24 protein-coding genes are annotated in these 20,530 nt (G+C 69.1%); 11 read left to right on the top strand and 13 right to left on the bottom strand.

Features of this window, described 5'->3' with window-relative positions:
• Positions 1-1,317 carry a glutamate-1-semialdehyde 2,1-aminomutase gene (gene hemL / locus ACNNMR_RS25800; RefSeq protein ID WP_419997059.1) on the bottom strand — a complete coding sequence of 439 codons (1,317 nt, stop codon included), beginning with the start codon at positions 1,315-1,317 and terminating at the stop codon, positions 1-3.
• 117 nt (positions 1,318-1,434) lie between these two features.
• Here hemL and ACNNMR_RS25795 point away from each other — a divergent pair, with 117 nt between their 5' ends.
• On the top strand, positions 1,435-1,989 hold the full coding sequence (locus tag ACNNMR_RS25795) for a hypothetical protein (RefSeq protein WP_419997058.1): 555 nt from the start codon (positions 1,435-1,437) through the stop codon (positions 1,987-1,989).
• A gap of 40 nt (positions 1,990-2,029) precedes the next feature.
• On the opposite strand, the gene ACNNMR_RS25790 is transcribed toward ACNNMR_RS25795, so the two are convergent.
• Entirely contained in the window at positions 2,030-2,872 is an 843-nt protein-coding gene (locus ACNNMR_RS25790) for a tyrosine-type recombinase/integrase (RefSeq protein ID WP_419997057.1), read from the bottom strand.
• Between ACNNMR_RS25790 and ACNNMR_RS25785 the strand changes: the two genes are divergently transcribed.
• Entirely contained in the window at positions 2,850-3,197 is a 348-nt protein-coding gene (locus tag ACNNMR_RS25785; RefSeq protein WP_419997056.1) for a hypothetical protein, read from the top strand. The two genes, ACNNMR_RS25790 and ACNNMR_RS25785, sit on opposite strands and share 23 nt — an antisense overlap.
• 180 nt (positions 3,198-3,377) lie before the next feature.
• Here the strand turns inward: ACNNMR_RS25785 and ACNNMR_RS25780 are convergent, their stop codons facing one another.
• From ACNNMR_RS25780 to ACNNMR_RS25765, 4 genes are all read right to left on the bottom strand, one after another.
• Positions 3,378-3,929 carry an HAD domain-containing protein gene (locus ACNNMR_RS25780; RefSeq protein ID WP_419997055.1) on the bottom strand — a complete coding sequence of 184 codons (552 nt, stop codon included), beginning with the start codon at positions 3,927-3,929 and terminating at the stop codon, positions 3,378-3,380.
• 32 nt (positions 3,930-3,961) lie between these two features.
• Positions 3,962-4,654, bottom strand: coding sequence for a class I SAM-dependent methyltransferase (locus ACNNMR_RS25775; RefSeq protein WP_419997054.1), 693 nt, complete (start codon positions 4,652-4,654; stop codon positions 3,962-3,964).
• Between the two features lies 1 nt (position 4,655).
• Positions 4,656-5,567 carry an aminoglycoside phosphotransferase family protein gene (locus ACNNMR_RS25770; protein WP_419997053.1) on the bottom strand — a complete coding sequence of 304 codons (912 nt, stop codon included), beginning with the start codon at positions 5,565-5,567 and terminating at the stop codon, positions 4,656-4,658.
• 83 nt (positions 5,568-5,650) lie between these two features.
• Entirely contained in the window at positions 5,651-6,400 is a 750-nt protein-coding gene (locus ACNNMR_RS25765) for a hypothetical protein (RefSeq protein ID WP_419997052.1), read from the bottom strand.
• A gap of 224 nt (positions 6,401-6,624) precedes the next feature.
• On the opposite strand from ACNNMR_RS25765, the gene ACNNMR_RS25760 reads away from it, so the two are divergent.
• The 3 genes from ACNNMR_RS25760 (at position 6,625) to ACNNMR_RS25750 (ending at position 9,822) form a co-directional block, all read left to right on the top strand.
• On the top strand, positions 6,625-7,983 hold the full coding sequence (locus ACNNMR_RS25760) for a helix-turn-helix domain-containing protein (RefSeq protein WP_419997051.1): 1,359 nt from the start codon (positions 6,625-6,627) through the stop codon (positions 7,981-7,983).
• Position 7,984: 1 nt separating this feature from the next.
• Positions 7,985-8,524: an NUDIX domain-containing protein gene (locus tag ACNNMR_RS25755; protein ID WP_419997050.1), complete on the top strand. Its 540-nt coding sequence runs from the start codon at positions 7,985-7,987 to the stop codon at positions 8,522-8,524.
• 89 nt (positions 8,525-8,613) lie between these two features.
• A complete protein-coding gene (locus ACNNMR_RS25750) occupies positions 8,614-9,822 on the top strand; it encodes an IS256 family transposase (protein WP_420000461.1) in 1,209 nt (402 codons plus the stop codon).
• Positions 9,823-9,973: 151 nt separating this feature from the next.
• On the opposite strand, the gene ACNNMR_RS25745 is transcribed toward ACNNMR_RS25750, so the two are convergent.
• The 4 genes from ACNNMR_RS25745 to ACNNMR_RS25730 form a co-directional block, all read right to left on the bottom strand.
• Complete coding sequence (locus tag ACNNMR_RS25745) at positions 9,974-10,945, bottom strand: anti-sigma factor RsbA family regulatory protein (RefSeq protein ID WP_419997049.1); 972 nt, start codon at positions 10,943-10,945, stop codon at positions 9,974-9,976.
• The gene (locus ACNNMR_RS25740; protein WP_420000468.1) at positions 10,938-11,216 is read right to left on the bottom strand and encodes an STAS domain-containing protein; all 279 of its coding nucleotides are present in this window, start codon (positions 11,214-11,216) and stop codon (positions 10,938-10,940) included. The genes ACNNMR_RS25745 and ACNNMR_RS25740 overlap by 8 nt, the downstream gene beginning before the upstream one ends.
• A 737-nt stretch (positions 11,217-11,953) precedes the next feature.
• Entirely contained in the window at positions 11,954-12,328 is a 375-nt protein-coding gene (locus tag ACNNMR_RS25735) for a VOC family protein (RefSeq protein ID WP_419997048.1), read from the bottom strand.
• Positions 12,325-13,290, bottom strand: coding sequence for a LysR family transcriptional regulator (locus tag ACNNMR_RS25730; RefSeq protein WP_419997047.1), 966 nt, complete (start codon positions 13,288-13,290; stop codon positions 12,325-12,327). Before ACNNMR_RS25730 ends, ACNNMR_RS25735 begins: the two co-directional genes overlap by 4 nt.
• Positions 13,291-13,456: 166 nt before the next feature.
• Between ACNNMR_RS25730 and ACNNMR_RS25725 the strand changes: the two genes are divergently transcribed.
• From ACNNMR_RS25725 to ACNNMR_RS25715, 3 genes are read left to right on the top strand one after another with little or no spacing between them, the layout of a single operon-like run.
• Positions 13,457-14,035: a dihydrofolate reductase family protein gene (locus ACNNMR_RS25725; RefSeq protein WP_419997046.1), complete on the top strand. Its 579-nt coding sequence runs from the start codon at positions 13,457-13,459 to the stop codon at positions 14,033-14,035.
• A 44-nt stretch (positions 14,036-14,079) separates the two neighbouring features.
• On the top strand, positions 14,080-14,652 hold the full coding sequence (locus ACNNMR_RS25720) for a dihydrofolate reductase family protein (RefSeq protein WP_419997045.1): 573 nt from the start codon (positions 14,080-14,082) through the stop codon (positions 14,650-14,652).
• A 36-nt stretch (positions 14,653-14,688) separates the two neighbouring features.
• Entirely contained in the window at positions 14,689-15,021 is a 333-nt protein-coding gene (locus ACNNMR_RS25715) for a YciI family protein (RefSeq protein ID WP_419997044.1), read from the top strand.
• Here ACNNMR_RS25715 and ACNNMR_RS25710 read toward each other — a convergent pair.
• Both ACNNMR_RS25710 and ACNNMR_RS25705 read right to left on the bottom strand, forming a co-directional pair.
• Positions 15,018-15,959, bottom strand: coding sequence for an SMP-30/gluconolactonase/LRE family protein (locus tag ACNNMR_RS25710; RefSeq protein WP_419997043.1), 942 nt, complete (start codon positions 15,957-15,959; stop codon positions 15,018-15,020). The genes ACNNMR_RS25715 and ACNNMR_RS25710 overlap by 4 nt on opposite strands.
• 51 nt (positions 15,960-16,010) lie before the next feature.
• Entirely contained in the window at positions 16,011-16,817 is an 807-nt protein-coding gene (locus ACNNMR_RS25705) for a thioesterase family protein (protein ID WP_419997042.1), read from the bottom strand.
• Positions 16,818-16,986: 169 nt separating this feature from the next.
• On the opposite strand from ACNNMR_RS25705, the gene ACNNMR_RS25700 reads away from it, so the two are divergent.
• Together ACNNMR_RS25700 and ACNNMR_RS25695 are read left to right on the top strand one after the other, a co-directional pair.
• The gene (locus ACNNMR_RS25700) at positions 16,987-17,577 is read left to right on the top strand and encodes an ArsR family transcriptional regulator (RefSeq protein ID WP_419997041.1); all 591 of its coding nucleotides are present in this window, start codon (positions 16,987-16,989) and stop codon (positions 17,575-17,577) included.
• Positions 17,574-18,041 (top strand): hypothetical protein, encoded by a 468-nt coding sequence (locus tag ACNNMR_RS25695; RefSeq protein ID WP_419997040.1) that lies wholly within the window; start codon positions 17,574-17,576, stop codon positions 18,039-18,041. The genes ACNNMR_RS25700 and ACNNMR_RS25695 overlap by 4 nt, the downstream gene beginning before the upstream one ends.
• A 14-nt stretch (positions 18,042-18,055) precedes the next feature.
• On the opposite strand, the gene ACNNMR_RS25690 is transcribed toward ACNNMR_RS25695, so the two are convergent.
• Complete coding sequence (locus tag ACNNMR_RS25690) at positions 18,056-19,474, bottom strand: FAD-dependent monooxygenase (RefSeq protein WP_419997039.1); 1,419 nt, start codon at positions 19,472-19,474, stop codon at positions 18,056-18,058.
• 93 nt (positions 19,475-19,567) lie between these two features.
• Here ACNNMR_RS25690 and ACNNMR_RS25685 point away from each other — a divergent pair, with 93 nt between their 5' ends.
• Complete coding sequence (locus ACNNMR_RS25685) at positions 19,568-20,398, top strand: NmrA family NAD(P)-binding protein (protein ID WP_419997038.1); 831 nt, start codon at positions 19,568-19,570, stop codon at positions 20,396-20,398.
• Positions 20,399-20,530: the final 132 nt, after the last annotated feature.

The raw sequence follows: 20,530 nt of genomic DNA, 5'->3' as shown, positions 1-20,530 counted from the left end.
TCATGCGCCCGCCTCCGCAGCGGCCCGCGCCGCGGCGGGCAGCGCGTCGGCGATCCGCTGGACGGCGCGGTCGTCGTGGGCGGTGGAGACAAACCAGCACTCGAAGGCGGAGGGCGGCAGGTAGACGCCCTGCGACAGCATCGAGTGGAAGAAGGGGGTGAAGCGGTCGGCGTCCTGCGCCTTGGCGGAGGCGTAGTCGGTGACCGGGTTCTCGGAGAAGAAGACCGAGAACATATTGGATCCGCTCTGCACCTGGTGGGCCACGCCCTCCTTGCTGAGCGCCTCGGTCACCATGCCCTGGATCTGCGCCGAGACCGCGTCGATCTTCTCGTACGCGGCATCGTCCAGCAGCCGCAGCTGGGTGACGCCGGCGGCGGTGGCGACGGGGTTACCGGAGAGGGTGCCGGCCTGGTAGACGGGCCCGGCGGGGGCGAGGTGCGCCATGACGTCCTTACGACCGCCGAAGGCGGCCGCCGGGAAGCCGCCGCCCATGACCTTCCCGAAGGTCATCAGGTCGGGCACGACCCCGTCGACCCCGAACCAGCCGGCCTTGCTGGTCCGGAACCCGGTCATCACCTCGTCGGAGATGAAGAGCGCACCGAACTCCTGGCACAGGTCCTTCAGCCCCTGATTGAAGCCCTCGCCGGGCGGCACCATGCCCATGTTCCCCGGGGCCGCCTCCGTGATCACACAGGCGACCTCTTCCGGATGCGCCTCGAAGGCGGCGCGCACGGCTGCCAAATCGTTATACGGAAGGACGACCGTCTCGCCGGCCTGCGCCCCGGTGACGCCCGGGGTGTCCGGGAGACCGAAGGTCGCCACCCCGGAGCCGGCCGCGGCGAGCAGCGCGTCGACATGCCCGTGGTAGCACCCGGCGAACTTGATCACCTTCGCCCGCCCGGTGAACCCGCGGGCGAGCCGGATCGCGCTCATGGTCGCCTCGGTCCCGGAGGACACGAGTCGTACCTGCTCAACGGGCTGAATGCGCTCGACGATCGCCTCGGCGAGCTCGACCTCGCCTTCGCCGGGCGTACCGAAGGAGGTGCCGCGCGCGACGGCGGCCTGCACGGCGGCGATGACCTCGGGGTGCGAGTGGCCGAGGATCATCGGCCCCCACGAGCACACAAGATCGACGTATTCGCGCCCGTCCGCGTCCGTCAGGTACGGACCCGTACCCGACACCATGAATCGGGGCGTACCTCCCACGGCGCGGAAGGCGCGCACCGGAGAGTTCACGCCGCCGGGTGTCACGACGGCCGCGCGGTCGAAGAGCGTCTGCGAGACTGGAGCCTGGTACGAGTAAGTCACGCAAGCCATGTTCTCAGAGCCGTGGAGTAAGGCGCTTCAGGGGCGTTTCGCGGCCGTTCCTCTGGGGAGGACTCTGAGACGATGATCGGGTTGCGCGGCGGGGGCTGCGAGTGGTCGGGTGGAGATATGCATCGCGGTGGCGACATTGGCGAGGGGACGGATGACCGAGGGCCAGGCCCTCGGCGAGCCAAGTCTGGCCGCCACCGACGACCCTCCGAGACCTCTTCCTCCGGCCGGAGCGGCCGCATGGGTGTGACGTACCGATACTTCGGCGCCCCCGACGGCGCCACCGCCGCCCGCGTCCCGATCTCCATGCGCCCCGAGGAACTCGGCGGCGACGAGCTGGGCCAGGGCATGTTCTCCAAGATCAAGCCGGAGACGATGGCGGCCATGGTCCTCACCGGCATCGAGGGCATACCCCTCCATAAGGTCCCGCCGCTGGAGCTGGTGGTCCTGCACCCGGACTATGCGGTGGTGCGGCTGCCGATGACGGTGGTCGACCCGCTGCGCGGCATCGGCGAGGAGGCGGTCGGCGCGGCGGCTTTCATCTGGTCGACGGTCCCGGACCGCGGGGGCCCGCGGGACGCGTTCGCGGTGTACCAGATGCTCCACGAGTGGCAGGACTTCGCTGATCGGCTGCATGAGGCGGGGCATCAGCTTTATTGCCTGGTGTGGCCCTGACCTGCGATTTATTCACTTGAGGTGCCTTGTTTTGGGCGCCTCAGCGGAATCTTTGCGAAGCGGCCGTCAGGCCGCCAGGGCACATTGAGGGCACACGCCGGCAATGATCTCCGGAGGTTGTGCCCTCCGTCGTGCCCGCTCCCCCGCCTCCCATGGCGACGTCGATGGCCGACCGGGTACGCGCCTCGCTCTGCGGCATGAGGTGCGTGTAGGTCCGGAGCGTGAACCCTGGATCCGAATGCCCGAGGTACTCCGAGAGGGCCTTGATGCTCTCCCCCGCGTCGAGCAGCACCGAGGCGTAGGTGTGGCGGAGGGCGTGCATGCCGTCCTCGGGTGCTGCCGCCATGTACTTCGCGCCTCGCACGCGGGGCGGGATGACCTCGGCCGCTACGAGCGCGCGCTTCCAGTCGCCCTGGTTGAAGACGCTGCGGTTGTAGGCGTTGCCCTTGGCGTCGGTGAAGAGCAGCTGGAATTCACGCGGCTCTCCCTCCGGCGTCGCCCATGGGAGGGACACGGACGTCGCCGGGAACTGCGTGATGTGCTGGGCCAGTGCCTTCGCCAATTGGTCGGGCAGGGGCACGGATCGCATCTTGTCACCCTTGGACAGCGCGAACACCTTCTGATTGCGTACGAGGCGGACCTGGCGCCGGACATGGACGAGCTTGCGGGTGAAGTCGATGTCATCCAGCGCGATGCCGAATATCTCTCCCTGGCGCAGGCCGCATCCGAAGCCGAGGGCGCCGCCGGCACGAAACCGGCCAGGGAGACCTGCGATTACAGCGTGCGCGACGGTCGAAGAGCCCAAAGCCGCTGGTGCCGATGTCCTCGACCCCGAGGCCGGAGCCGCAGCCGAGGAAGCCATGAAGACGCTGATGAAGCTCATGTACCGGTACTACCGCCTTGCCCCTGCAGCCGCCGTCCCCTCCACAAGCAGCGAGGAGCGGGCCGAATACGACCGGCTACACGCCATCGCTGACAAGCACCGTGAAGCCTGCGAGGCCGCCGGAGTCTCCATCTTCGACCCCGCAGCCGGAGCCGAAGCCAACCAGGCCATCTCCGCGGTCATCGCGTGCCAGATCCGATACCTCGTTTTCAACCCGCAGGGCGTCGTCCCTCTCATGACCGACGACGACCTCCTCGAATACCTCCGCCTCTACGCCATCGCCCAGGAAGGAGCCCACCTCCTACTCCCGCCCGACGAGGACTGACCGACCACTGGCTAAACGGCTGCAGGGGAAGCCAGCCGCCTCGGGGCCAACGCCAGCGTCGCGTTGGCCCCGAGCGGGATATCGACTGTGCAAGAGATGTCGGCCAGGCAGCACGTCTCAGGACCGGAATCAGGCTTCCCCGTCACTAGCCCTCGCTGCAGGCGCTGTCGTCGCCAGCTTTCAGGCCGCACGCCGGGTGGCCGCCTGCGTGTCGTCTGCCCAGTCGGCGACAGCCTGCAGGTGCGCCTGGGTGAGGCCCTCGTACGGGTCGGGCTGGATGAGCAGGGTGGGGCATCCCGCTGCTGTGCGCCGGGCTGCCCACTCGATGTCCAGCGGGGTGAAGTCGTCGTCAATCCAGGCGGCCGGAGCTGCGCCGAGCCACTGGTCGACGTAGTCGCGTTTCCACAGGTATCCGTCGGGGTGGCTGGTGGTGATCGGCAGCCGGGGCAGGTCCAGATGGGGGACGGTGGGCAGGTCGAGGAGCGGCGCGATGAGACGGTGGGCGTCCTGGCGCCAGCTTGTGCACCAGGCCGGGGCGACGAGGCCGGTCTCCAATAGATCGCGGATCAGTGGCCCGTGTGCCGGGTTGAGCCAGACCGTGACGGGGTCGTCGGCAGACCGTCCGGCAGGGAGGACGTCGTGGCGGCGGTGCGTGCGCGGGGTGCTGCCGTCGGCGGCGGGGAAAGGTATGAGGACGCCGTCGATATCGAGCAGCAGGTATGGCGGGGGCATGGCCATCGCCAGGGTTTGTGTGGGGGTGGGGTTCACTGCTTACGTGCGGTGACCAGAAGGGTCGTAGGCCAGCGACCAAGGCGGGAGTCGTTGAATTCCTGCGCGGCAGTCATCGCGAGGCCGGCGGCGGCGAGGTGGGTTGCCCAGCGTTCGGCGTCGAACTCCCAGCGAGCCAGGGGCAGGCGGGTGTGGTCGGGAAGGGTGACGAAGTCCTGCCGGGGGCGGTCATCGGCGGCAGGTCGGTGGCCTCGGCGCACGGGGTGCGGTACTGAGAAGGCGAGCTTTCGGCCTGGTTTGAGGTGTGCGGCGATAGCGGGGAGCAGGAGCTTCGGCATTACTAGGCCGACGGCGCCGAACACCGAGTAGATCGCGTCGTATTGCTGCGGGGATGCAAGCAGGAAGTGCAGGGCATGGCCGGCGACGAAGTTGGCGCCGGAGAGGCGGCCGTAGTGCGAGCGGGCCCGGCGGACCTGCAGGCCGACCAGGTCGACGCCGGTGGCGAGGGCGCCGTGGCGCGCGGCGAGATGGGCGACGTTGTGGCCGGGGCCGCAGCCGAGTTCCAGTATCTGGCGCCGGTAGAGGTCCGGGCCGAGGATTTCGGCGCCGGGCCCTTGGCCGGGGCGGGTGGTCCACTCCATGCGGGCCGGCACCGGTAGCGACTGGGCCGGGCCTGCGGCGGTGCGCTGGACGGCGTGCGCGTACCAGGGCGAGGCTTGGGCGAGCACGTCACGGCTCCAACAGCCGTACGGCGTCATTCAGATGCCGGCGGACGACCTTGATGTAGGCAGGGTCGCTGGCCGGGTCGTTGACCCAGTGCACGGCTTGCTCCATGAACCACTCGATGACCCAGACGCGATGCCAGCCCAGTGCCCACGCCTCCGCAGTCAGGCCGCCGCGATCGGCCACCGCCTCGCTATGTCCGCCCTCGGCTGCGTAGGTCTCCAGGAAGACGCGGGTGCGTACGAGGTCGGGTGCGTCGAGGGTGCCATGCCAGCTGGCCAGGTCCAGCAGGCCGGGGCCGGTGAAGGCGCGGGCGAAGTCCAGCAGCCGCCAGCCGGTCGCGCCGATGTGCAGGCTGGTGGGGTGGAATTCCGAGTGCACCCAGCCGAACGGCTCCAGCATCGCCCCGGCGGCGCGTGATTCGGCGGCAGCGGTGAGCAAAGTGAGGGCGTCAGCGAGGTCGTCCGTGCTCCCCCAGCGGCCCGCCTCGCGCAGCCGCCGCAGGTGATCGGAGGCTCGGGCGGGCAGCTTACGCAGGCCGACCTCGTCGAGGACCGGTAGGACGCCGGCGCGGGGCGCGACGTGCAGGGCCGCCGCTGCTGCGGCGCCGTCGAGGTCGTCCGCTTCCCGGCTGGCCGGGCCGAGGTCTTCGAGGAACATGCCCAGGCACTCCTCGCGGGCGGCGGAGGCGAAGACTTGCGGCACCGGAATGTCGCGGGCGCGGGCCAGCCGCAGTGCCCGGTCCTCGCGCTCGAAGGGGCGCTTGGCGTACTTGAAGATGGCGGTGGTGCCGTCGGGGAAGGTCAGCCGTTCCACGCCGGACATCGACCACACGCGAACCTCCTCCCGCTTGCCGGCGGGCTGACCGACAGCGACGCACAGGTCAGTGAAAAGGTTGTTGATCAATTGCTCGTGCATGGGGAGGTCTCCGTTCGGTGGAAGGGCTCCGGGGCAGACGAGAAACGCCGGCCCGCCCCGGAGCCCGGACAGGGGGCGCGCTCCTACGCGGCCGGGGCAATGCGGTGGGCGTAGACCTGCTCGATCCAGCCGGCCTTGAAGGCGGCCAGGTCGTCGCGGAAGACGCTCATGGAAGCGCCGTACGGGGCGACGACGCCGCCGGTCTGGTCGGGCACCGACTGGCAGCCGTGCACCAGGCGGCCGCCGAGCGCGGCATGAGCCTTGATGGACTCGATCCGGCGGTATTCGTTGAACCAGCCGCCGTGGTAGACCTCGTCCAGCAGGCCACCCATTTCCTCGTCCAGGTCGAAGACGACGGAGGTGGCGGCGGGGAAGAACCAGCACGGGCCGACGTTGGAGATGTGCCCGTCCAGCTCGACCTTGTTCAGCGCCATCAGCGTGGCAGCCTCGCGCAGCATCCGCAGATGGGCGGTGGTGATCTGCGGCAGTCCGAGGCTCGCCAGGTGCTCGTCGCGGAACAGGTACACGTACACCTCGAACGCCGTCCGCAGCACCAGCGCGGCGTCGGACGTCGAGGCGGCGTGCTCCTTGATGAACTGCAACGCGAGCTGCTCGACCGTGCTCTCCGTAGTCTCCTGCACCCCGAGCAACTGGTTGGTGACCAGCTGCCAGTCGGCGACGAGCCAGGTGTGGGACTCGAAGCGGAAGAAGTACTCAGCGGGGTCGACGGTCAGCCGGGTGCCGTCGACCTGGATGCCGGGCAGGCGGCTCCAGCGCGGATCGAATGCCTGCGGTAAGTCGACCGAGATCACTGTGGTGTCGATGGTCGTCATGGTGGTTCTCCGTCCTCGTCGCGCCCGACAGTGACAGTGCAATGCACCAGCGCATCGGGCTGTGTACGGAATGGGACTAGCCGCCCGGCCCGGGGGAGCCATGGATGACCTGGCATGCGCCGGGCGGCCTGCCAGTTAGTGAACCGGCCGCTACGCACAGTGGGTACGGTGAAGGGCAGGCAAGGCGGTATACGCGGTTTACAGCCTCACGATCGGGGAGGGTCGTGCACGCGCCGAAGCAGCCCAACACGCGCCTGAAGGCGGCCATCGCCGAGGCCGGCTGCACCCTGGACGCCGTCGCCCGCGATGTACGCCGTATCGCCGCGCAGAACGGCGAGATCATCCAGACCAACAAGTCCGCGATCTCGCACTGGGTCAACGGCACCCGCCGCCCCACGGGCCAGACAGACCGCTACCTCGCCGAAGCCCTCTCCCGCCGCCTGGCGCGCATCGTGACCCCGGCCGAACTCGGCTTCCACGGCGATCGGGACGAGGCCCCGAACGACGACAGCGATCCGGTCATCGCCGTCACCGACCTCGGCCGCGCGGATGTCGAACGCCACCGCTATCTCGCCGTCGCCGCCTTCACCACCGCCGGCGTCGCCATGCCCCTGGCGTACGACCACGAGGCCGCCTCCCGCATGCTGCGCGCCCGCACCGGCCAGACCCTCATCGGCGCCGAGGACATCGCCGTCGTTCGGCAGATCACCGCCGCCTTCTCCGCCGCCGACGAACGCCTGGGCGGCGGCCACGGCCTGACCACCGTCACCGCCTACCTCGCCGACACCGCCTCCCCCATGCTCCGAGGCCGCTTCCCTTCGGAGGCGTTACGCCGGGCCGCCTTCGGCGCCGTCGCAGAACTCGCCTACCTCGCGGGCTGGAAACACCACGACCTCGGCCAGGAAGGCGCCGCCCAGCGCTACTACCAAGCCGGCTACCGGCTGGCCTGCGAAGCCGACCCGCACGCCCACGCCGCCTGGATGATGCGCGCCCTGGCCCACCAGGCCCTCAGCCTCAAACAACCCCACCACTGCATCGACCTCGCCGAAGCCGCCCTCGCCGCCGGCCTGGGCCACATCGACGGCCAGACCGAAGCCCTGCTCCACGTCACCCACGCCCGCGCCTACGCCGCCACCAAAAACAAGCCCGCCGCCGCCCGCGCCCTCCTGTCCGCCGAAGACGCCCTGCTACGCGACGACGGGCCGCAGCCCAGCTACTCCCTCGTCTCCGGCCCGGCCGCCGGCACCGTGGCCAGCCACACCGCCCGCACCCTCACCGACCTCGCCGACCACCTCGGCACGGAGCAACAACATCGCGACGCCCTGATCCGCTGGGACCCGGTCAAGTACAAGCGGGTCCATGCCCTCACCCACGCCGACCTCGGCGACAGCCTCGCCGCCCAGGCTCGTGCCGACGAAGCCATCGCCGCTTGGAGCACGGCCCTGGGCCTCATGGACGGCATGACTTCAGACCGCACCCGCAAGGCCATCGACTCGATCCGCCCCACCCTCGCGATCTACCAACGCCGCAAGGTTCCCGGCGCCACCGAACTCGCCCGCCGCGCCCGCGAGGCACTGACCTAACATGCCGAACACCCCTGCCGATGAAGGGATCGCCGTGGCCCAGCCCGACACCGACGCTCATCCCCGAGCCCTCAAGCCCGCCACCGAATCCATGACGCTGCTGGTCGCCGCCGTCATCCTCCACGACAAGACCACCGACCGCGTCCTGCTCCTGCAGCGCGGCCCCAACGCCAAATTCGCCCAGGACCAGTGGGACCTGCCGGTCGGCAAGTCCGACCCCGGCGAGCCGATCACCGAGACGGCAGTTCGCGAGTTGTACGAAGAGACCGGCGTCACGGTCAAGCCCGAGCACCTCCGCGTCGCCCACATCATCCACGGCGCCTGGGGCGTCGAAGCCCCCAACGGCTTCCTCACCGTCGTCTTCGTAGCCCACAAATGGACGGGGAAGCCGGAAAACCGCGAACCTCTCAAGCATGCGGAGGTGAGCTGGGTGAGTACGGATGCCATTCCCAAGGAGTTCGTGGACACCACTGCCAACGCCCTCCACTCATACCGGGAGTGTCCAATAGACGGCGGATCCGATGATCAAGGAGACGCCTGATGAGCGAGACCATCACCGAGCACGAGTCCGTGGAGGAGCCGGTCGTTGAGTCGGCCGCGGGGGCGGTGTCGGACGAGCAGTTGGTCGCGATGCTGGTCGATCGTGCCCGCTCCGACGGGCTGCAGCTGACCGGGGAGGGCGGGCTGCTGCAGCAGTTGACCAAGCGCGTGTTGGAGTCCGCCCTGGAGGGCGAGATCACCGATCACGTCGGCTATGACAAGCACGACGCGGCCGGCCGCAACAGCGGCAACTCCCGCAATGGCACTCGGTCGAAGACGGTGCTGACCGACGTCGGACCGGTCGAGGTGAAGGTGCCCCGTGACACCGCCGGCACGTTCGAGCCGCAGATCGTCAGGAAGCGGCAGCGGCGGCTGACCGGCGTGGACGAGATGGTGCTGTCGCTGTCTGCGAAGGGCCTCACGCACGGGGAGATATCGGCTCATCTGGCCGAGGTGTACGGGGCGGAGGTGTCCAAGCAGACGATCTCCACGATCACCGACGCGGTGATGGAGGGCATGGCGGAATGGCAGGCCCGCCCGCTCGATCGTGTCTATCCGGTCGTGTTCGTGGACGCCATCAACGTGAAGATTCGCGATGGTAAGGTCGCTAATCGGCCCATCTACGTGGCGATGGCCGTGACCGTCGAGGGCACCCGGGACATTCTCGGGATCTGGGCCGGCGACGGCGGTGAGGGCGCCAAGCACTGGCTCCAGGTCTTCACCGAGCTGAAGAATCGCGGAGTCGAAGACGTCCTGATGCTTGTCTGCGACGGCCTGAAGGGCCTGCCCGACGCGGTCGAGACCGTCTGGCCCTGCACTGTGGTGCAGACGTGCATCGTTCACTTGATTCGCAACAGCATCCGTTACTGCGCTCGCCAGGACTGGGACAAGGTCGCCAAGGATCTCAAGCCCGTTTACACCGCGCCGAGCGAGGCCGCCGCAACCGAGCGGTTCCTGGAATTCTCCGGGAAGTGGGGCGGCAAGTATCCGGCCGTGATCAAGCTGTGGTCCGACGCCTGGGCAGAAATGGTGCCCTTCTTGTCCTTCGACGTCGAGATCCGCAAGGTCATCTGCAGCACGAACGCGATCGAGAGCGTGAACGCCCGCATCCGCAAGGCGGTCCGGGCCCGCGGGCACTTCCCGTCCGAGGCCGCCGCGTTGAAGTGCGTCTACATGGCGCTGATGAGCCTGGACCCGACCGGCAAGGGGCGACGCCGCTGGACGATGCGCTGGAAGGCGCCGCTGAACGCGTTCCAGATCGCCTTCGACGGCCGCCTCACCCCCACCGACCAGCGATAACTCAACAACCAAGATCAGCCGTTTACTTGACACACCCCTCATACCTGACAGGGAGCACGCAGGTGTCAGTCGACGGTTGGAGGTAGCGGCGATCTGCGACCGGTGGGTCTACCCTGCGACCCGGCGCACCGAGCACCCTGGTCGAAATCCGCTATGAGCGTGGCGTTGGGGTGTGGCGACGGGACATGCGGATGCGGATGGTGGTGCCGGTGTTGGCGCTGCGCATGTCGGCAGCATCGCTGAGCTGGCGGATGATCCATAGGCCGCGGCCGTCAAGCTGGCTGGTGACGGGGGGCAGGTAGCCGGCCAGGGCGGCGTTCAGGGAGCCGTTGGGGTCGGTGATCTCGCAGAACACTTCGGTGGTGGTGGTCCAGATTCGGCAGCGCCCACTGCCGCCTCCGTGCTGTATCGCGTTGGCGGCCGCCTCGTCGACGCAGATGAGCAGCGTCTCCACGCGGTCGGTGGAGAGTCCGGCAGCGGCAGCGAGGCGGGCGGTGAAGGCTCGGAGTTCGGCGAGCTGCTCGCGGCCGTCGAAGCGCAGTTCGGCACTGTCGGCGGGCGGGTCGGGCAGCGGGACGCTGTCGCAAGCCGCGCTGAAATCCTCCGGTGGGATGTGGGCGGGGTTGGGCCGGTGGGAGATGCCGGCGGTGAACGTGGGGTGGGTGAGCTGGGCCGCGTGCAGCAGACCGGAAGGCAGGGTGGCGGTGTTGTAGGGGCACAGGTGCCAGGCGCCGGTGGAGGCCAGGGCCAGGTTGAGCAGGGCCTCATATCGGGTCCACTCGCGGGCCTGTTCCTCGCTCAGTCCAGCCCAAGGGGTCTCGCCCAGCACGCGGGAGGGACCGGTCTGGGCCCGGGCCTGGTCGTGGTAGGCCAGCAGGGCCTGCGCGGGCGTGCGATACCAGTGCGCGGCGGCGAAGGTGACCTGGCTGGCTCGTCGTCCGAGATGCTCGCGCAGCAGCGCGGTGTTGTGGGGGGAGGTCGCGATGAACACCGGCTCGCCGGCATCCAGGCCATCGCGGGCGAATGGCAGTGCAGCATCGAGAAATTGCCGATCGCCGCCGTAGAGCAGCAGATGGTGCGCGTGCGGCGCAAGCCCCTGCGCCGGGCGGTCTGGCTTACTCATCGGTGATCTCTTCCAGCAGGGTCAGAGGGAGCTCGGGACGATCCCATCCGCAGGCGGCCAGCACCTGCGCGATCGCCGGGGAGCGGGTGTGCACTATCAAGCGTCGGCCCGGTTCGAGTAACTCGGAAAAGGACACCAGTGCATGCAGGGAGAGGAAGTTCACGAACGTCACCTCCCGCAGGTCCACAGTGACATCGGCCGGTTTGCCGTCAACCGCGAACAGGTGGGCCATGAGCACGGTCTGGTTGGTCGCGTCGACCTGTCCGACCAGGCGGAGGCCCGGCGGATCTGCGGCGACGAACAGAGCAGACTAACGCCGGTAGAATCATGCGTGTGCCGCTCAGTCGACAACTGGTTTCGGCACGGACCCGTTTGGGGTCGGCACTCGGGGCGACACGAGAAACGCCTCTCCCCAGTGCACCAGCGCCACCAAGGCGCTGGCAGGGCCAAAAGGACGATCAGGCCGATACCTGGAGAGCGGCCGCCTCCAGGAATTCGTCGGCGATCGCGTCCTCCGAGGTGTTATTCGACGAGAACAGGAAACTCGCTGACCAGCTCGGTTCCGGTACATACCCATGGGGCTGGACCGGGTCAGGCTTCCACGGTTCGGAACTGAGCCGGGGAAGCCGATATGGCCCGTACCGCAGGTGGCCGTGCTCACACAGCCCGTACGGCTTCGCCAGCACATCATGGCGTGCTTGAGCGGGGTGCCCTCCGCCGTCCCGGCACTGTGCGCGGAGGGCACAAGCAGGGCACACGAGAGCCGAAAGCGCCGGTGATCAGCGTCAACTACTGAAGGTAGTTTCGGCTGGTCACCGGCAGGTTCGATGCATCCTCGCAGGTCAGAGGCCCGTGGTGATCACTGGCTCCACGAGTGGCAGGACTTCGCTGATCGGCTGCATGAGGCGGGGCATCAGCTTTATTGCTTGGTGTGGCCCTGACCTGCGATCTATTCACTTAAGGTGCCTTGTTTTTGGGCGCCTCAGCGGGATCGTTGCGAAGCGGCCGTCAGTGCAGGCAGAGGCAGAAGGGATGGCCGGCCGGGTCCGCGTAGATCCGCCAGTTGGCCCCGGGCTGGATCTCATCGGTCCGCTCCAGCACGGTGGCGCCGAGGGCGAGTGCCCGCTGCTCCTCGCCGTCGAGGTCGTCGACGTCGAAGTCCAGGTGGAGCTGCTGCGGGATCTCCTGGCCGGGCCATACGGGGGGCCGGTAGCCGTCCACCCGCTGACAGGCGAGCGGAGTGCCCTCGAAGCCGTGGACCTCGATCCAGTCGAGGTCCCCCTCGTCGGCCACCACCCGGCCGCCGAGCAGCTCCGCGTAGAACTCCGCGAGCCGTACCGGATCGGCGCAGTCCAGCGCGACCGCCTGCAGCTTTCGAATCACTTACGGTGCTCCTTGTTCCTCGGCCGCTTCCGCGGCTGCTGCGTCAGCGGTCCGAGCTGCTCGACGATCTTCGCGAGGGTCAGGATCGCGTCGGTTTCGGCGCTGGTGCGCCAGATCAGTCCCCACTGGATCGGCGCGGCGTCGTGGATGGGGAGGTAGGCGATGCCGGGGCGGGCGAAGTAGCGGGCGGCCTGGAGGTGCACCTGTGACACGGCCTCACCGCTGGAGATGATCAGCAGTACCTCCATGAAGTCGGGGGCGGTGGGCCCGGCGTGGATGGGACGGCCGCTGGGGGTGTGGGTGGGCACCATGGCCTCGCGCCAGTACGCGGGTGCGTCGAGGTTGATGACGGTCTGGCCGGCGAGGTCCTCGCGGCTGACGGTGGTCTGGCGCGCCAGCGGGTGGGCGGAGGAGACGGCGAGCATCAGCGGCTCGATGTGGATTACGGGCCCCACGGTCAGATCGGGCTCCCGGACGGGCAGCCACACCAGGGCGGCGTCGAGGTCTCCGGTGCGCAGCCCGGCGAAGGGGTCGGTGTAGCCGATGGTGCGGATCTGCACCTCGATGCCGGGCCGCTCGGCGGCGAAGGCGTCGAAGTAGGGCCGCAGGTCGTCCACATTGGACGAGATCATGCCCAGCCGCAGCACCCCGGTCGTTCCCCGGGCGGCCTGCTCGGCGCGCTGCAGGCTCTCCCTCAGCTGCCGGTGGACCGGCGCCAGATCATCGATCAGTTGGCGCCCGATGGGAGTGAGCGCCACCTTGCGGCTGGTCCGCTCGAACAGCGCCGTGCCGATGCGGCGCTCCTGTGCCTTGACGCACTGACTGACCCGGGACGGGGTGACGTGCAGCCGCTCGGCGGTCCTGCCGAAGTGCAGCTCGTCGGCGAGCACGAGCAGTATCTCGATGTCCCGCAACTCCATGACGACCACCCCCGTGACCTGGCCTGCCTGCGAAGGCGACACGCTACCTCGTCGCGCAGGCCGCCGCACGGGATCGTTGCGTGCCAGGTAAACGCTGCTGTCCCAGTCAAGCGTTGATCACCCCTCACATGCCGGTGCAGCCTGAGACAGCACCCAACCCCACCCGTCGCGCCGCAACACAGCGGCACCGCTCTGCTGGAGGGCACAGATGACCACAACAGCACCCGGCACACTCATCCACTTCGTGGCCCAATCGGTCGACGGCTTCATCGAGGGCCCCGCCGGCGAGTTCGACTGGACGGTGATGGACGAGGAGCTGTCCGCGTACTCGCATACGGTCAGCGACGAAGCCGACGCTTTTCTGTACGGGCGAGTGGTGTGGGAGATGATGTCCGGCTACTGGCCGCGCGCCGAGGAGATCTCCACCCACCCGCACGATCTGCAGTTCGCACCGCTATGGCGGGAAAAGCCCAAGTTCGTGGTCTCCCGGAGCCTGGAGAAGGCGGACTGGAACACACAGGTGCTGGGCGCCGACTTCGCCGAGCAGGTCGCAGCACTGAAGCGGTCCGGTACCAGCCTGGTGCTGTTCGGCGGCGCCGACCTCGCCGCGTCCCTGGCCGAACACGACCTGATCGACGAGTACCGGATCACCGTCCACCCGGCCCTGCTGGGAGGCGGCAAGCCGGTCTTCAAGGACCTCAAGCGCCGCACCGGGCTGACGCTGGCCGAGGCGAAGGTCTTCGACTCCCAGGTCGCCCTCCTGCGCTACCGGCGAGACCGAGCCTGACCTGCAACCACACGCACCAACCCACAACCAACAGGAGATGTGCGATGCGCACGCTGATCAGTTCCGCCTTCATCTCGCTCGACGGGGTCGTGGAGGCACCGGGAGGCGAGCCCGGCTACCGCAACGCCGGCTGGACCTTCAAGGACGTCGAGTTCGTACCGGAGGCGTACGAGATCAAGGGCCGGGAGCAGCAGGAAGCAGCCGCCATGCTGTTCGGCCGGGTCAGCTACGAGGCGTTCGGCCCTGTCTGGCCGGACATGGCAGAGTTCGCCGAATACAAGGAGAAGCCGAAGTACGTCATCTCCACCACGCTCACCGAGGACGACCTGGTGGACAACTGGGGCCAGACGACGATCCTGCGGTCCCTGGAGGAAGTCTCCGCGCTGAAGCAGACCGACGGCGGCCCGATCATCATGCACGGCAGCGCCCAGCTGAACCGGCACCTGGCCGACGCCGGCCTGATCGACCGCTACCACCTGCTCGTCTTCCCGGTACTGCTGGGTGCCGGCAAGCGCATGTTCCCCACCACGGATAAGGACACACAGCGGCTGAAGCTGGTCGAGCACGAGGCGTACCCCAACGGCATGCAGCTCAACGTCTTCGACGTCGTTCGCTGACGCGCTCCGGCACGGCTCGTGAAAGGAACACGGCAGATGAAGTTCGCTTTGGTGTACGCCTACGACCCCGTGCAGGCGGGCCCTGGGCACGGCGAGATCGACGAATGGCTGGAACTGGATGCCGCGCTGAAGTCGGCTGGGAACCTCGTCCACGAGTCCGGATTCCACCCGGCAAGCGAGGCACGGACCCTCACGGTTCGGGACGGACAGGCCCAGGTACGGGCCGGTGCGGTGATCGGCGCCGGGACGACAGTCGCCGGCTACATCGAGGTCGAGGTGACGGACGAGGCAGCGGCGCTGGCCTGGGCCGAGCGGGTACCGACGGCTCGCTACGGACACGTCGAGGTCCGACGAATCGTTGAGTACTAGCGGAGCAGCACACGGGGGCCGGTCGGGTGGGTGCCGGTGACGCCCATGACCACCGAGTAGAGGCTGGTCTCGGCGGTGAGGAACAGGCGGTTGCGCTTGGGGCCGCCCCAGGAGATGTTGGCGACGGTCTCGGGCACGTTGAGGCGGCCGATGAGGGTGCCGTCGGGGTCGTAGCAGTGCACGCCGTCGGCCATCGCCGCCGCCCAGAGCCGGCCGTCGTCGTCGAAGCGGATGTTGTCGAAGCGGGCGCCTTCGCGGCGTGCGGCTTCCGCGAAGACCTTGCCGTCGGACAGCGTGCCGTTCTCGGTGACGTCGAAGACGCGGATGAAGCCCGCCCGGGTGTCGGAGACGAACAGCTGCCGCTCGTCGGCCGAGAAGACCAGGCCGTTCGGGGCGCCGAAACCGTCGGCGGCCAGCCGGACTTCGCCGCTGTCGGGGTCGATCCGGTAGACGTTGTTGGCGCCGATCTCGCTCTCGGCGCGATAGCCCTCGTAGTCGCTGGTGATACCGAAGTCCGGGTCGGAGAACCAGATCGAGCCATCGGACTTCACGGCCGCGTCGTTCGGGCTGTTCAGCCGCTTGCCCTGCCACTGGTCGGCGAGCACCGTGACGGTGCCGTCGTGCTCGGTGCGGGTGACGCGGCGGTTGCCCTGCTCGCAGGTGATCAGGCGGCCCTCGCGGTCGAGGGTGTTGCCGTTGGTGTGCCCGGCGGAGCGGCGGAAGACGCTGACCGCGCCGGTCTCCTCGTCCCAGCGCAGCATGCGGTCGTTGGGGATGTCGCTCCAGACCAGCTGCCGCCAAGCGGGCACATAGATGGGCCCCTCGGCCCAGCGGCAGCCGGTGTACAGGACCTCGAGGCCGGCGTCACCGCCCATGCACCGTCCGGTACGGAACCGGTCGTCGAGCATCTCGTACAGTCCTGGCCCCTCGCCGGCCATGAGGCCCTCCCTCTCTCCGAAGAGTGGGCCGATGACCTCGCCCGCCGGCTCTCAGCCCGCGGGGCGTGGAGCCACGTACAGGGTCTGGGAGCCGCGGCCCAGGGGGCCCTTTTCGTCGTGCAGGGATGATTCTGCAAGGCCGATGCCTGAGCTGTCCACGCTGGTGCGGGCGTTGAGGCAGACCCAGTCGCCCTGGGGGTGGCGGTGGAGGTTGACTGTCAGGTCGGCGTTGACGAAGACGTAGCGGGTGAAGTCGACCGTGCCGCTGATGCCGTTGCCGGAGTCGGCGGCGAGGAGGACTCGGGTGAGGGGGGTGGTCTCCTCGCCTGCGATGAGCGGGACGCGGGTGCGGAACCAGGCGGTCGCGGGGCCGAGTTCGCGGAAGGAGCCGCTGGTGAAGCGGACCTCCATCGCCGTGTGGTAGCCCTGCTCCCACGGCACGGGGAAGAAGCCGTCGTCCTTCGCGCCCTCCGGGCCGGGCACCTCGGGCCCGGGCTGCACGGCCGGCGCGGAGTCGGGCGAGTCCCGTACGCGCAGCATCGTCACCCGCATCACCTCCCGCCCGTCGTCAGGGCTCAGCGTGGCCTCGACAAGCTGGACGCTGCGGCCTTCGCGCAGGATGCGGGTGGTGACGGTCAGCGGGGCTACGGGGACGGGCCGCTGGATCTCGTACGTGGCGCGAGCGACCCGCATCTCCCCAACCCGCCCCGCCCGCTCCTCGGCGGCAAGCGCGAGCAGCGCGGCAGGCGGCCCGGCGTGCTGGGCGCCCGGGTCCCAGGGGCCGGTGGTGTACGGGCTGGAGAGAAACCGGTCCTCAGCCACTCGCTCGTAAAACGCCTCCACTCGCGCCTGCGCCACCACTCCGAGCTCCCTCCCGCCAACCATCTGTCCAGCGATCGTACTGAGCGCTTGCTCAGCCCCGCTACACCGCTTCTCAGCACCCACCCTCCATTCGACACTCATGACGCAGCGTTCATCAGCGGCCCCGGATTGTTATCTTCACTGGGCGCACGATATTCTGCGTCCAATGAAGATTTCCCCGCCACTGCTACCGATCCTGCGCTCGCGCCTGCAGGGAGAGCTGCTGGCAGAGGTGCTGCTGCACCCGGAGCGCGAATACAGCCTCGCCGAGCTCGCAGCACAGCTGGGCGCTTCCCACACCGCCGTGCTCCGCGAAGTGGACCGACTGGTCGAAGGCGGAATCCTCAGCGACCGCCGGGCTGGGCGTACCAGGCTCGTCAGCGCACGAAGCGATACCCCCCTGTCGGGTCCCCTGACCGACCTCATCGCCGTAACCTTCGGCCCGCTACCCGTATTGACCGCGGCCCTCAGCGGTATCCGTGGTGTGGAGCGGGCCTACGTGTACGGCTCGTGGGCCGCGCGCCACCAAGGCGAGAAGGGTCCGCCGCCCAAGGACGTGGACGTCATCGTGGTGGGCGCCCCCGATGCCGACGAGCTGTTCGACGCCGCCGAGGAGGCGTCCCGGCAGTTGCGCCGGGAAGTGAATGTCCACCGGGTCACGCAAGCCACCTGGGACAGCCCAACGACCGACCCCTTTCTGACAAGCGTCCGGGAACGACCCCTGGTTGAGCTGCCCCTGGACCGGGAGAACGCATGAACCGCTGGGACCAAGGCCGGGCGACAATCGACGCGTTGATCACGAACGGGGACATCGAGCGCGTCCCTGCGTCACAACAAGCTGCCGAACTTGAGCTGCAGCGCGCCCATACCCACGTCGCTTCCGCACAGCAGTTGCTGTCCTTCGATCCGGAGGGCGCCTACACCCTCGCATACGACGCAGCACGCCGTGCGCTGGCCGCCGTTCTCCAGAACCAGGGGCTGCGAGCCACAAGCCGGGGCGGACACACTGCGGTCTACGAGGCCGTGCGGGCTCAGCTCGATCCGCCGCTCGGGGCACTTCTGCGCCCTTTCAATCGAATGCGGGCTCGCCGCAACGAGGTGGAGTACCGATCCACCGAGGCACCTACGGTGACTGGGGAGGAAGTGTCCGCGGACATCCCGAAGGTGCAGTCCCTCATCGAGCTGGCCGAGAAGGCCATCCCGAACATGCCGCGTTACTGATGCAGGCAGATGGCTCAGCGAGCCGCCCCCGTCCAGTCCTCCAGTGCCGCCTCGACCCCGCGTGCATCTCCCGCGTCACCCGCCCACGCCACGTATCCGTCCGGGCGGATCAGGAGCGCCGGGCTGCCCGCGCCGGCCGTCGCACGCGCAGCGGCGACTACGCGATCCGACCAAGCGCCCGGATCCGCGTCCACCAGGACGAACTTCCGTGCTCGCAGCGCCTCGTACAGCCGCCCCTCCTTCAGGGACAGGTCCGGCGCCCGCCGACCCGCCAGGCGGTGGGCGCCTGACGGTGCCGGGTAGACGTAGCCGATGCCCGAGACCTGGCCGATGATGCTGCGAGCGGCCGGCTTGGCGGTGTTCAGGAAGGTGGCCACTGCCGCGCGCGCCGCGATGGTCCACGGGCGGGAGGCCATCGCCAGGCGGACCATGCCGCCGCTGCTGCGGAGGACGGCCTTGCCCACCGGGTGGCGTTCCGCCTCGTACGAGTGCAGCAGGTCCGGGCCGCCCGCCAGCGCCGTCGACAGTTTCCAGCTCAGGTTCGCCGCGTCCTGCAGGCCCGTGTTCATGCCCTGGCCGCCCGCCGGCGTGTGGACGTGCGCCGCGTCGCCCGCCAGGAAGGTGCGGCCGACGCGGTACGACGGGGCCTGGCGTTCGTCGCTGTGGAAGCGGGACATCCAGCGGGCGTCGTGCATGCCGAAGTCGCGGCCGAGGGCTGTGCGGGCGACCTCCCGGACCTCCGGCAGCTCCAGGGGCTCGGTGTCCGGGACATTGCGGCGGCGGTCCCAGCCGATCACGCGGTGGTAGCCGTCGTCGAAGGGGGCGATGAAGCAGAAGGCGTTGCCCCGGGCGCCGATCGTCACCAACTGGTCTGGTTGTTCCCGCAGTTGTACGTCGGCGAGGACCACCGAGCGGATCACCGACTTTCCGGGGAAGGGCAGGCCGATCGCCTCCCGGATGCGGCTGTGGAGGCCGTCGGTGCCCACGGCGTACGCGCCCCGGTACGGACCGCCCGCGGTCTCGACGGTCACACCCTCCGCGTCCTGCGACAGCCCCGTGGCCTCCGTGTCGTACGCAAGCCGCACACCCAGCTTCTCCGCCCGCCGCAGCAGCACCTTCTCCACCTCGTACTGAGGCAGCACCAGCACGTAGTTGAAGCGCGTCGGCAGTTTCGACAGGTCCAGGTAGAGGCGCTTGAAGGCCTGCAGGCCCGGGAGTTGCTTGCCCTTGGTGACCAGTTCGTCGGCCAGGCCGCGGGCGTCCAGCTGCTCCAGGGAGCGGGCGTGGAGGACGAAGGCGCGGGAGAGGTTGCTGATCTCGCGTGGGCGCTTTTCCAGCAGGGTGACCTCGACACCCGCCTCGGCCAGGTCGCCGGCGAGCAGTAACCCGGTGGGACCGGCCCCTGTGACCACGACGCCGCCGCTATCGTTCACGCGTGCCTCCCCTGCCCGTACCGATGGCCGATGCCCCGGGAAGATAGCGGAGGCGGCGCGGCTACTGATCCGTAGAGACCCGGGGGTTTTCACATGTACTTGGTGACCGGTGCTACCGGCAACGTCGGCCGCGAGGTCGTCCGCGCACTCCTCGATCGCGGGGCGCCGGTGCGCGCCCTGACCCGCGGCGGCGACGCGGCCGGGCTGCCCAAGGGCGCCGAGGCCGTCGCCGGCGACCTCAACGACCCGGCGTCGCTCGCCCCGGCCCTGTCCGGCGTCCGCGGCGCCTTCTTCCTGCCCGGGTACGCCGATATGCCGGGGCTGCTCGCCGAGGCGAAGCGCGCGGGCGTGGAGCGGGTGGCGCAGTTGTCCGGGCGGTCGGCGGCGAGCGGGGACATGACCAATGCCGTGACGGCGTACATGGTCCGTACCGAAGAGGCGGTCAGGGCCGCGGGGCTGCCGTGGACGGTCATCCGGCCGAGCGCCTTCCACGCCAACGCGCTGCGCTGGCTGCCGCAGCTGCGGGCGGGCGACACCGTCCGGCTGCCGTTCGCGGGGGTGCGGCTGGCCGGCATCGATCCGTACGACATCGGCGAGGTCGCGGCCGTGGCGCTGCTGGAGGACGGGCACGACGGGAAGGTGTACGAGCTGTCCGGGCCCGAGTCGCTCCTCCCCGCCGACCAGGTGCGCATCCTGGGCGAGGCGCTCGGCCGCGAGCTGCGCTTCGAGGCGCAGCCGGACGACGAGGCGCGGGCGGAGATGTCGGCGGCGATGCCGCAGGAGTATGTGGATGCCTTCTTCCGGTTTTACGTGGACGGAGACCTGGATGAGTCGCCGGTGCTGGCGACCGTACGGGAGGTGACCGGCCGCGATCCGCGCACCTTCGCGCGGTGGGCGCGGGCGCATGCGGAGGATTTCGCCTAGTCCCGGCGGAGGACTTTGCCCGGTCCCGAGCCATTGTCAGTGCGGCGGGCTAACTTTCTTTCCAGGGGAGCGATGAGTTTCGCCGGCCCCGGCAGTCCATACGTATATGAGCGCTGAAGGGGAAGGGGCCGT

The sequence above is a fragment of the Streptomyces boninensis genome (assembly GCF_048572725.1).
In the GTDB taxonomy this organism is placed as follows: domain Bacteria; phylum Actinomycetota; class Actinomycetes; order Streptomycetales; family Streptomycetaceae; genus Streptomyces; species Streptomyces boninensis.
This window is presented reverse-complemented; position numbering and strand designations above follow the sequence as displayed.

Excerpts from the sequence above, each read along its gene's own strand:
- ACNNMR_RS25755 (WP_419997050.1), top strand. The coding sequence starts at position 7,985 with ATGCCGAACACCCCTGCCGATGAAGGGATCGCCGTGGCCCAGCCCGAC.
- ACNNMR_RS25780 (WP_419997055.1), bottom strand. The coding sequence starts at position 3,929 with ATGCCCCCGCCATACCTGCTGCTCGATATCGACGGCGTCCTCATACCT.
- ACNNMR_RS25720 (WP_419997045.1), top strand. The coding sequence starts at position 14,080 with ATGCGCACGCTGATCAGTTCCGCCTTCATCTCGCTCGACGGGGTCGTG.
- ACNNMR_RS25725 (WP_419997046.1), top strand. The coding sequence starts at position 13,457 with ATGACCACAACAGCACCCGGCACACTCATCCACTTCGTGGCCCAATCG.
- ACNNMR_RS25795 (WP_419997058.1), top strand. The coding sequence starts at position 1,435 with ATGCATCGCGGTGGCGACATTGGCGAGGGGACGGATGACCGAGGGCCA.
- ACNNMR_RS25710 (WP_419997043.1), bottom strand. The coding sequence starts at position 15,959 with ATGGCCGGCGAGGGGCCAGGACTGTACGAGATGCTCGACGACCGGTTC.
- ACNNMR_RS25695 (WP_419997040.1), top strand. The coding sequence starts at position 17,574 with ATGAACCGCTGGGACCAAGGCCGGGCGACAATCGACGCGTTGATCACG.
- ACNNMR_RS25745 (WP_419997049.1), bottom strand. The coding sequence starts at position 10,945 with ATGAGTAAGCCAGACCGCCCGGCGCAGGGGCTTGCGCCGCACGCGCAC.
- ACNNMR_RS25770 (WP_419997053.1), bottom strand. The coding sequence starts at position 5,567 with ATGCACGAGCAATTGATCAACAACCTTTTCACTGACCTGTGCGTCGCT.
- ACNNMR_RS25790 (WP_419997057.1), bottom strand. The coding sequence starts at position 2,872 with ATGAGCTTCATCAGCGTCTTCATGGCTTCCTCGGCTGCGGCTCCGGCC.
- ACNNMR_RS25685 (WP_419997038.1), top strand. The coding sequence starts at position 19,568 with ATGTACTTGGTGACCGGTGCTACCGGCAACGTCGGCCGCGAGGTCGTC.
- ACNNMR_RS25750 (WP_420000461.1), top strand. The coding sequence starts at position 8,614 with ATGCTGGTCGATCGTGCCCGCTCCGACGGGCTGCAGCTGACCGGGGAG.
- ACNNMR_RS25715 (WP_419997044.1), top strand. The coding sequence starts at position 14,689 with ATGAAGTTCGCTTTGGTGTACGCCTACGACCCCGTGCAGGCGGGCCCT.
- ACNNMR_RS25785 (WP_419997056.1), top strand. The coding sequence starts at position 2,850 with ATGAAGACGCTGATGAAGCTCATGTACCGGTACTACCGCCTTGCCCCT.
- ACNNMR_RS25700 (WP_419997041.1), top strand. The coding sequence starts at position 16,987 with ATGAAGATTTCCCCGCCACTGCTACCGATCCTGCGCTCGCGCCTGCAG.
- hemL (WP_419997059.1), bottom strand. The coding sequence starts at position 1,317 with ATGGCTTGCGTGACTTACTCGTACCAGGCTCCAGTCTCGCAGACGCTC.
- ACNNMR_RS25765 (WP_419997052.1), bottom strand. The coding sequence starts at position 6,400 with ATGACGACCATCGACACCACAGTGATCTCGGTCGACTTACCGCAGGCA.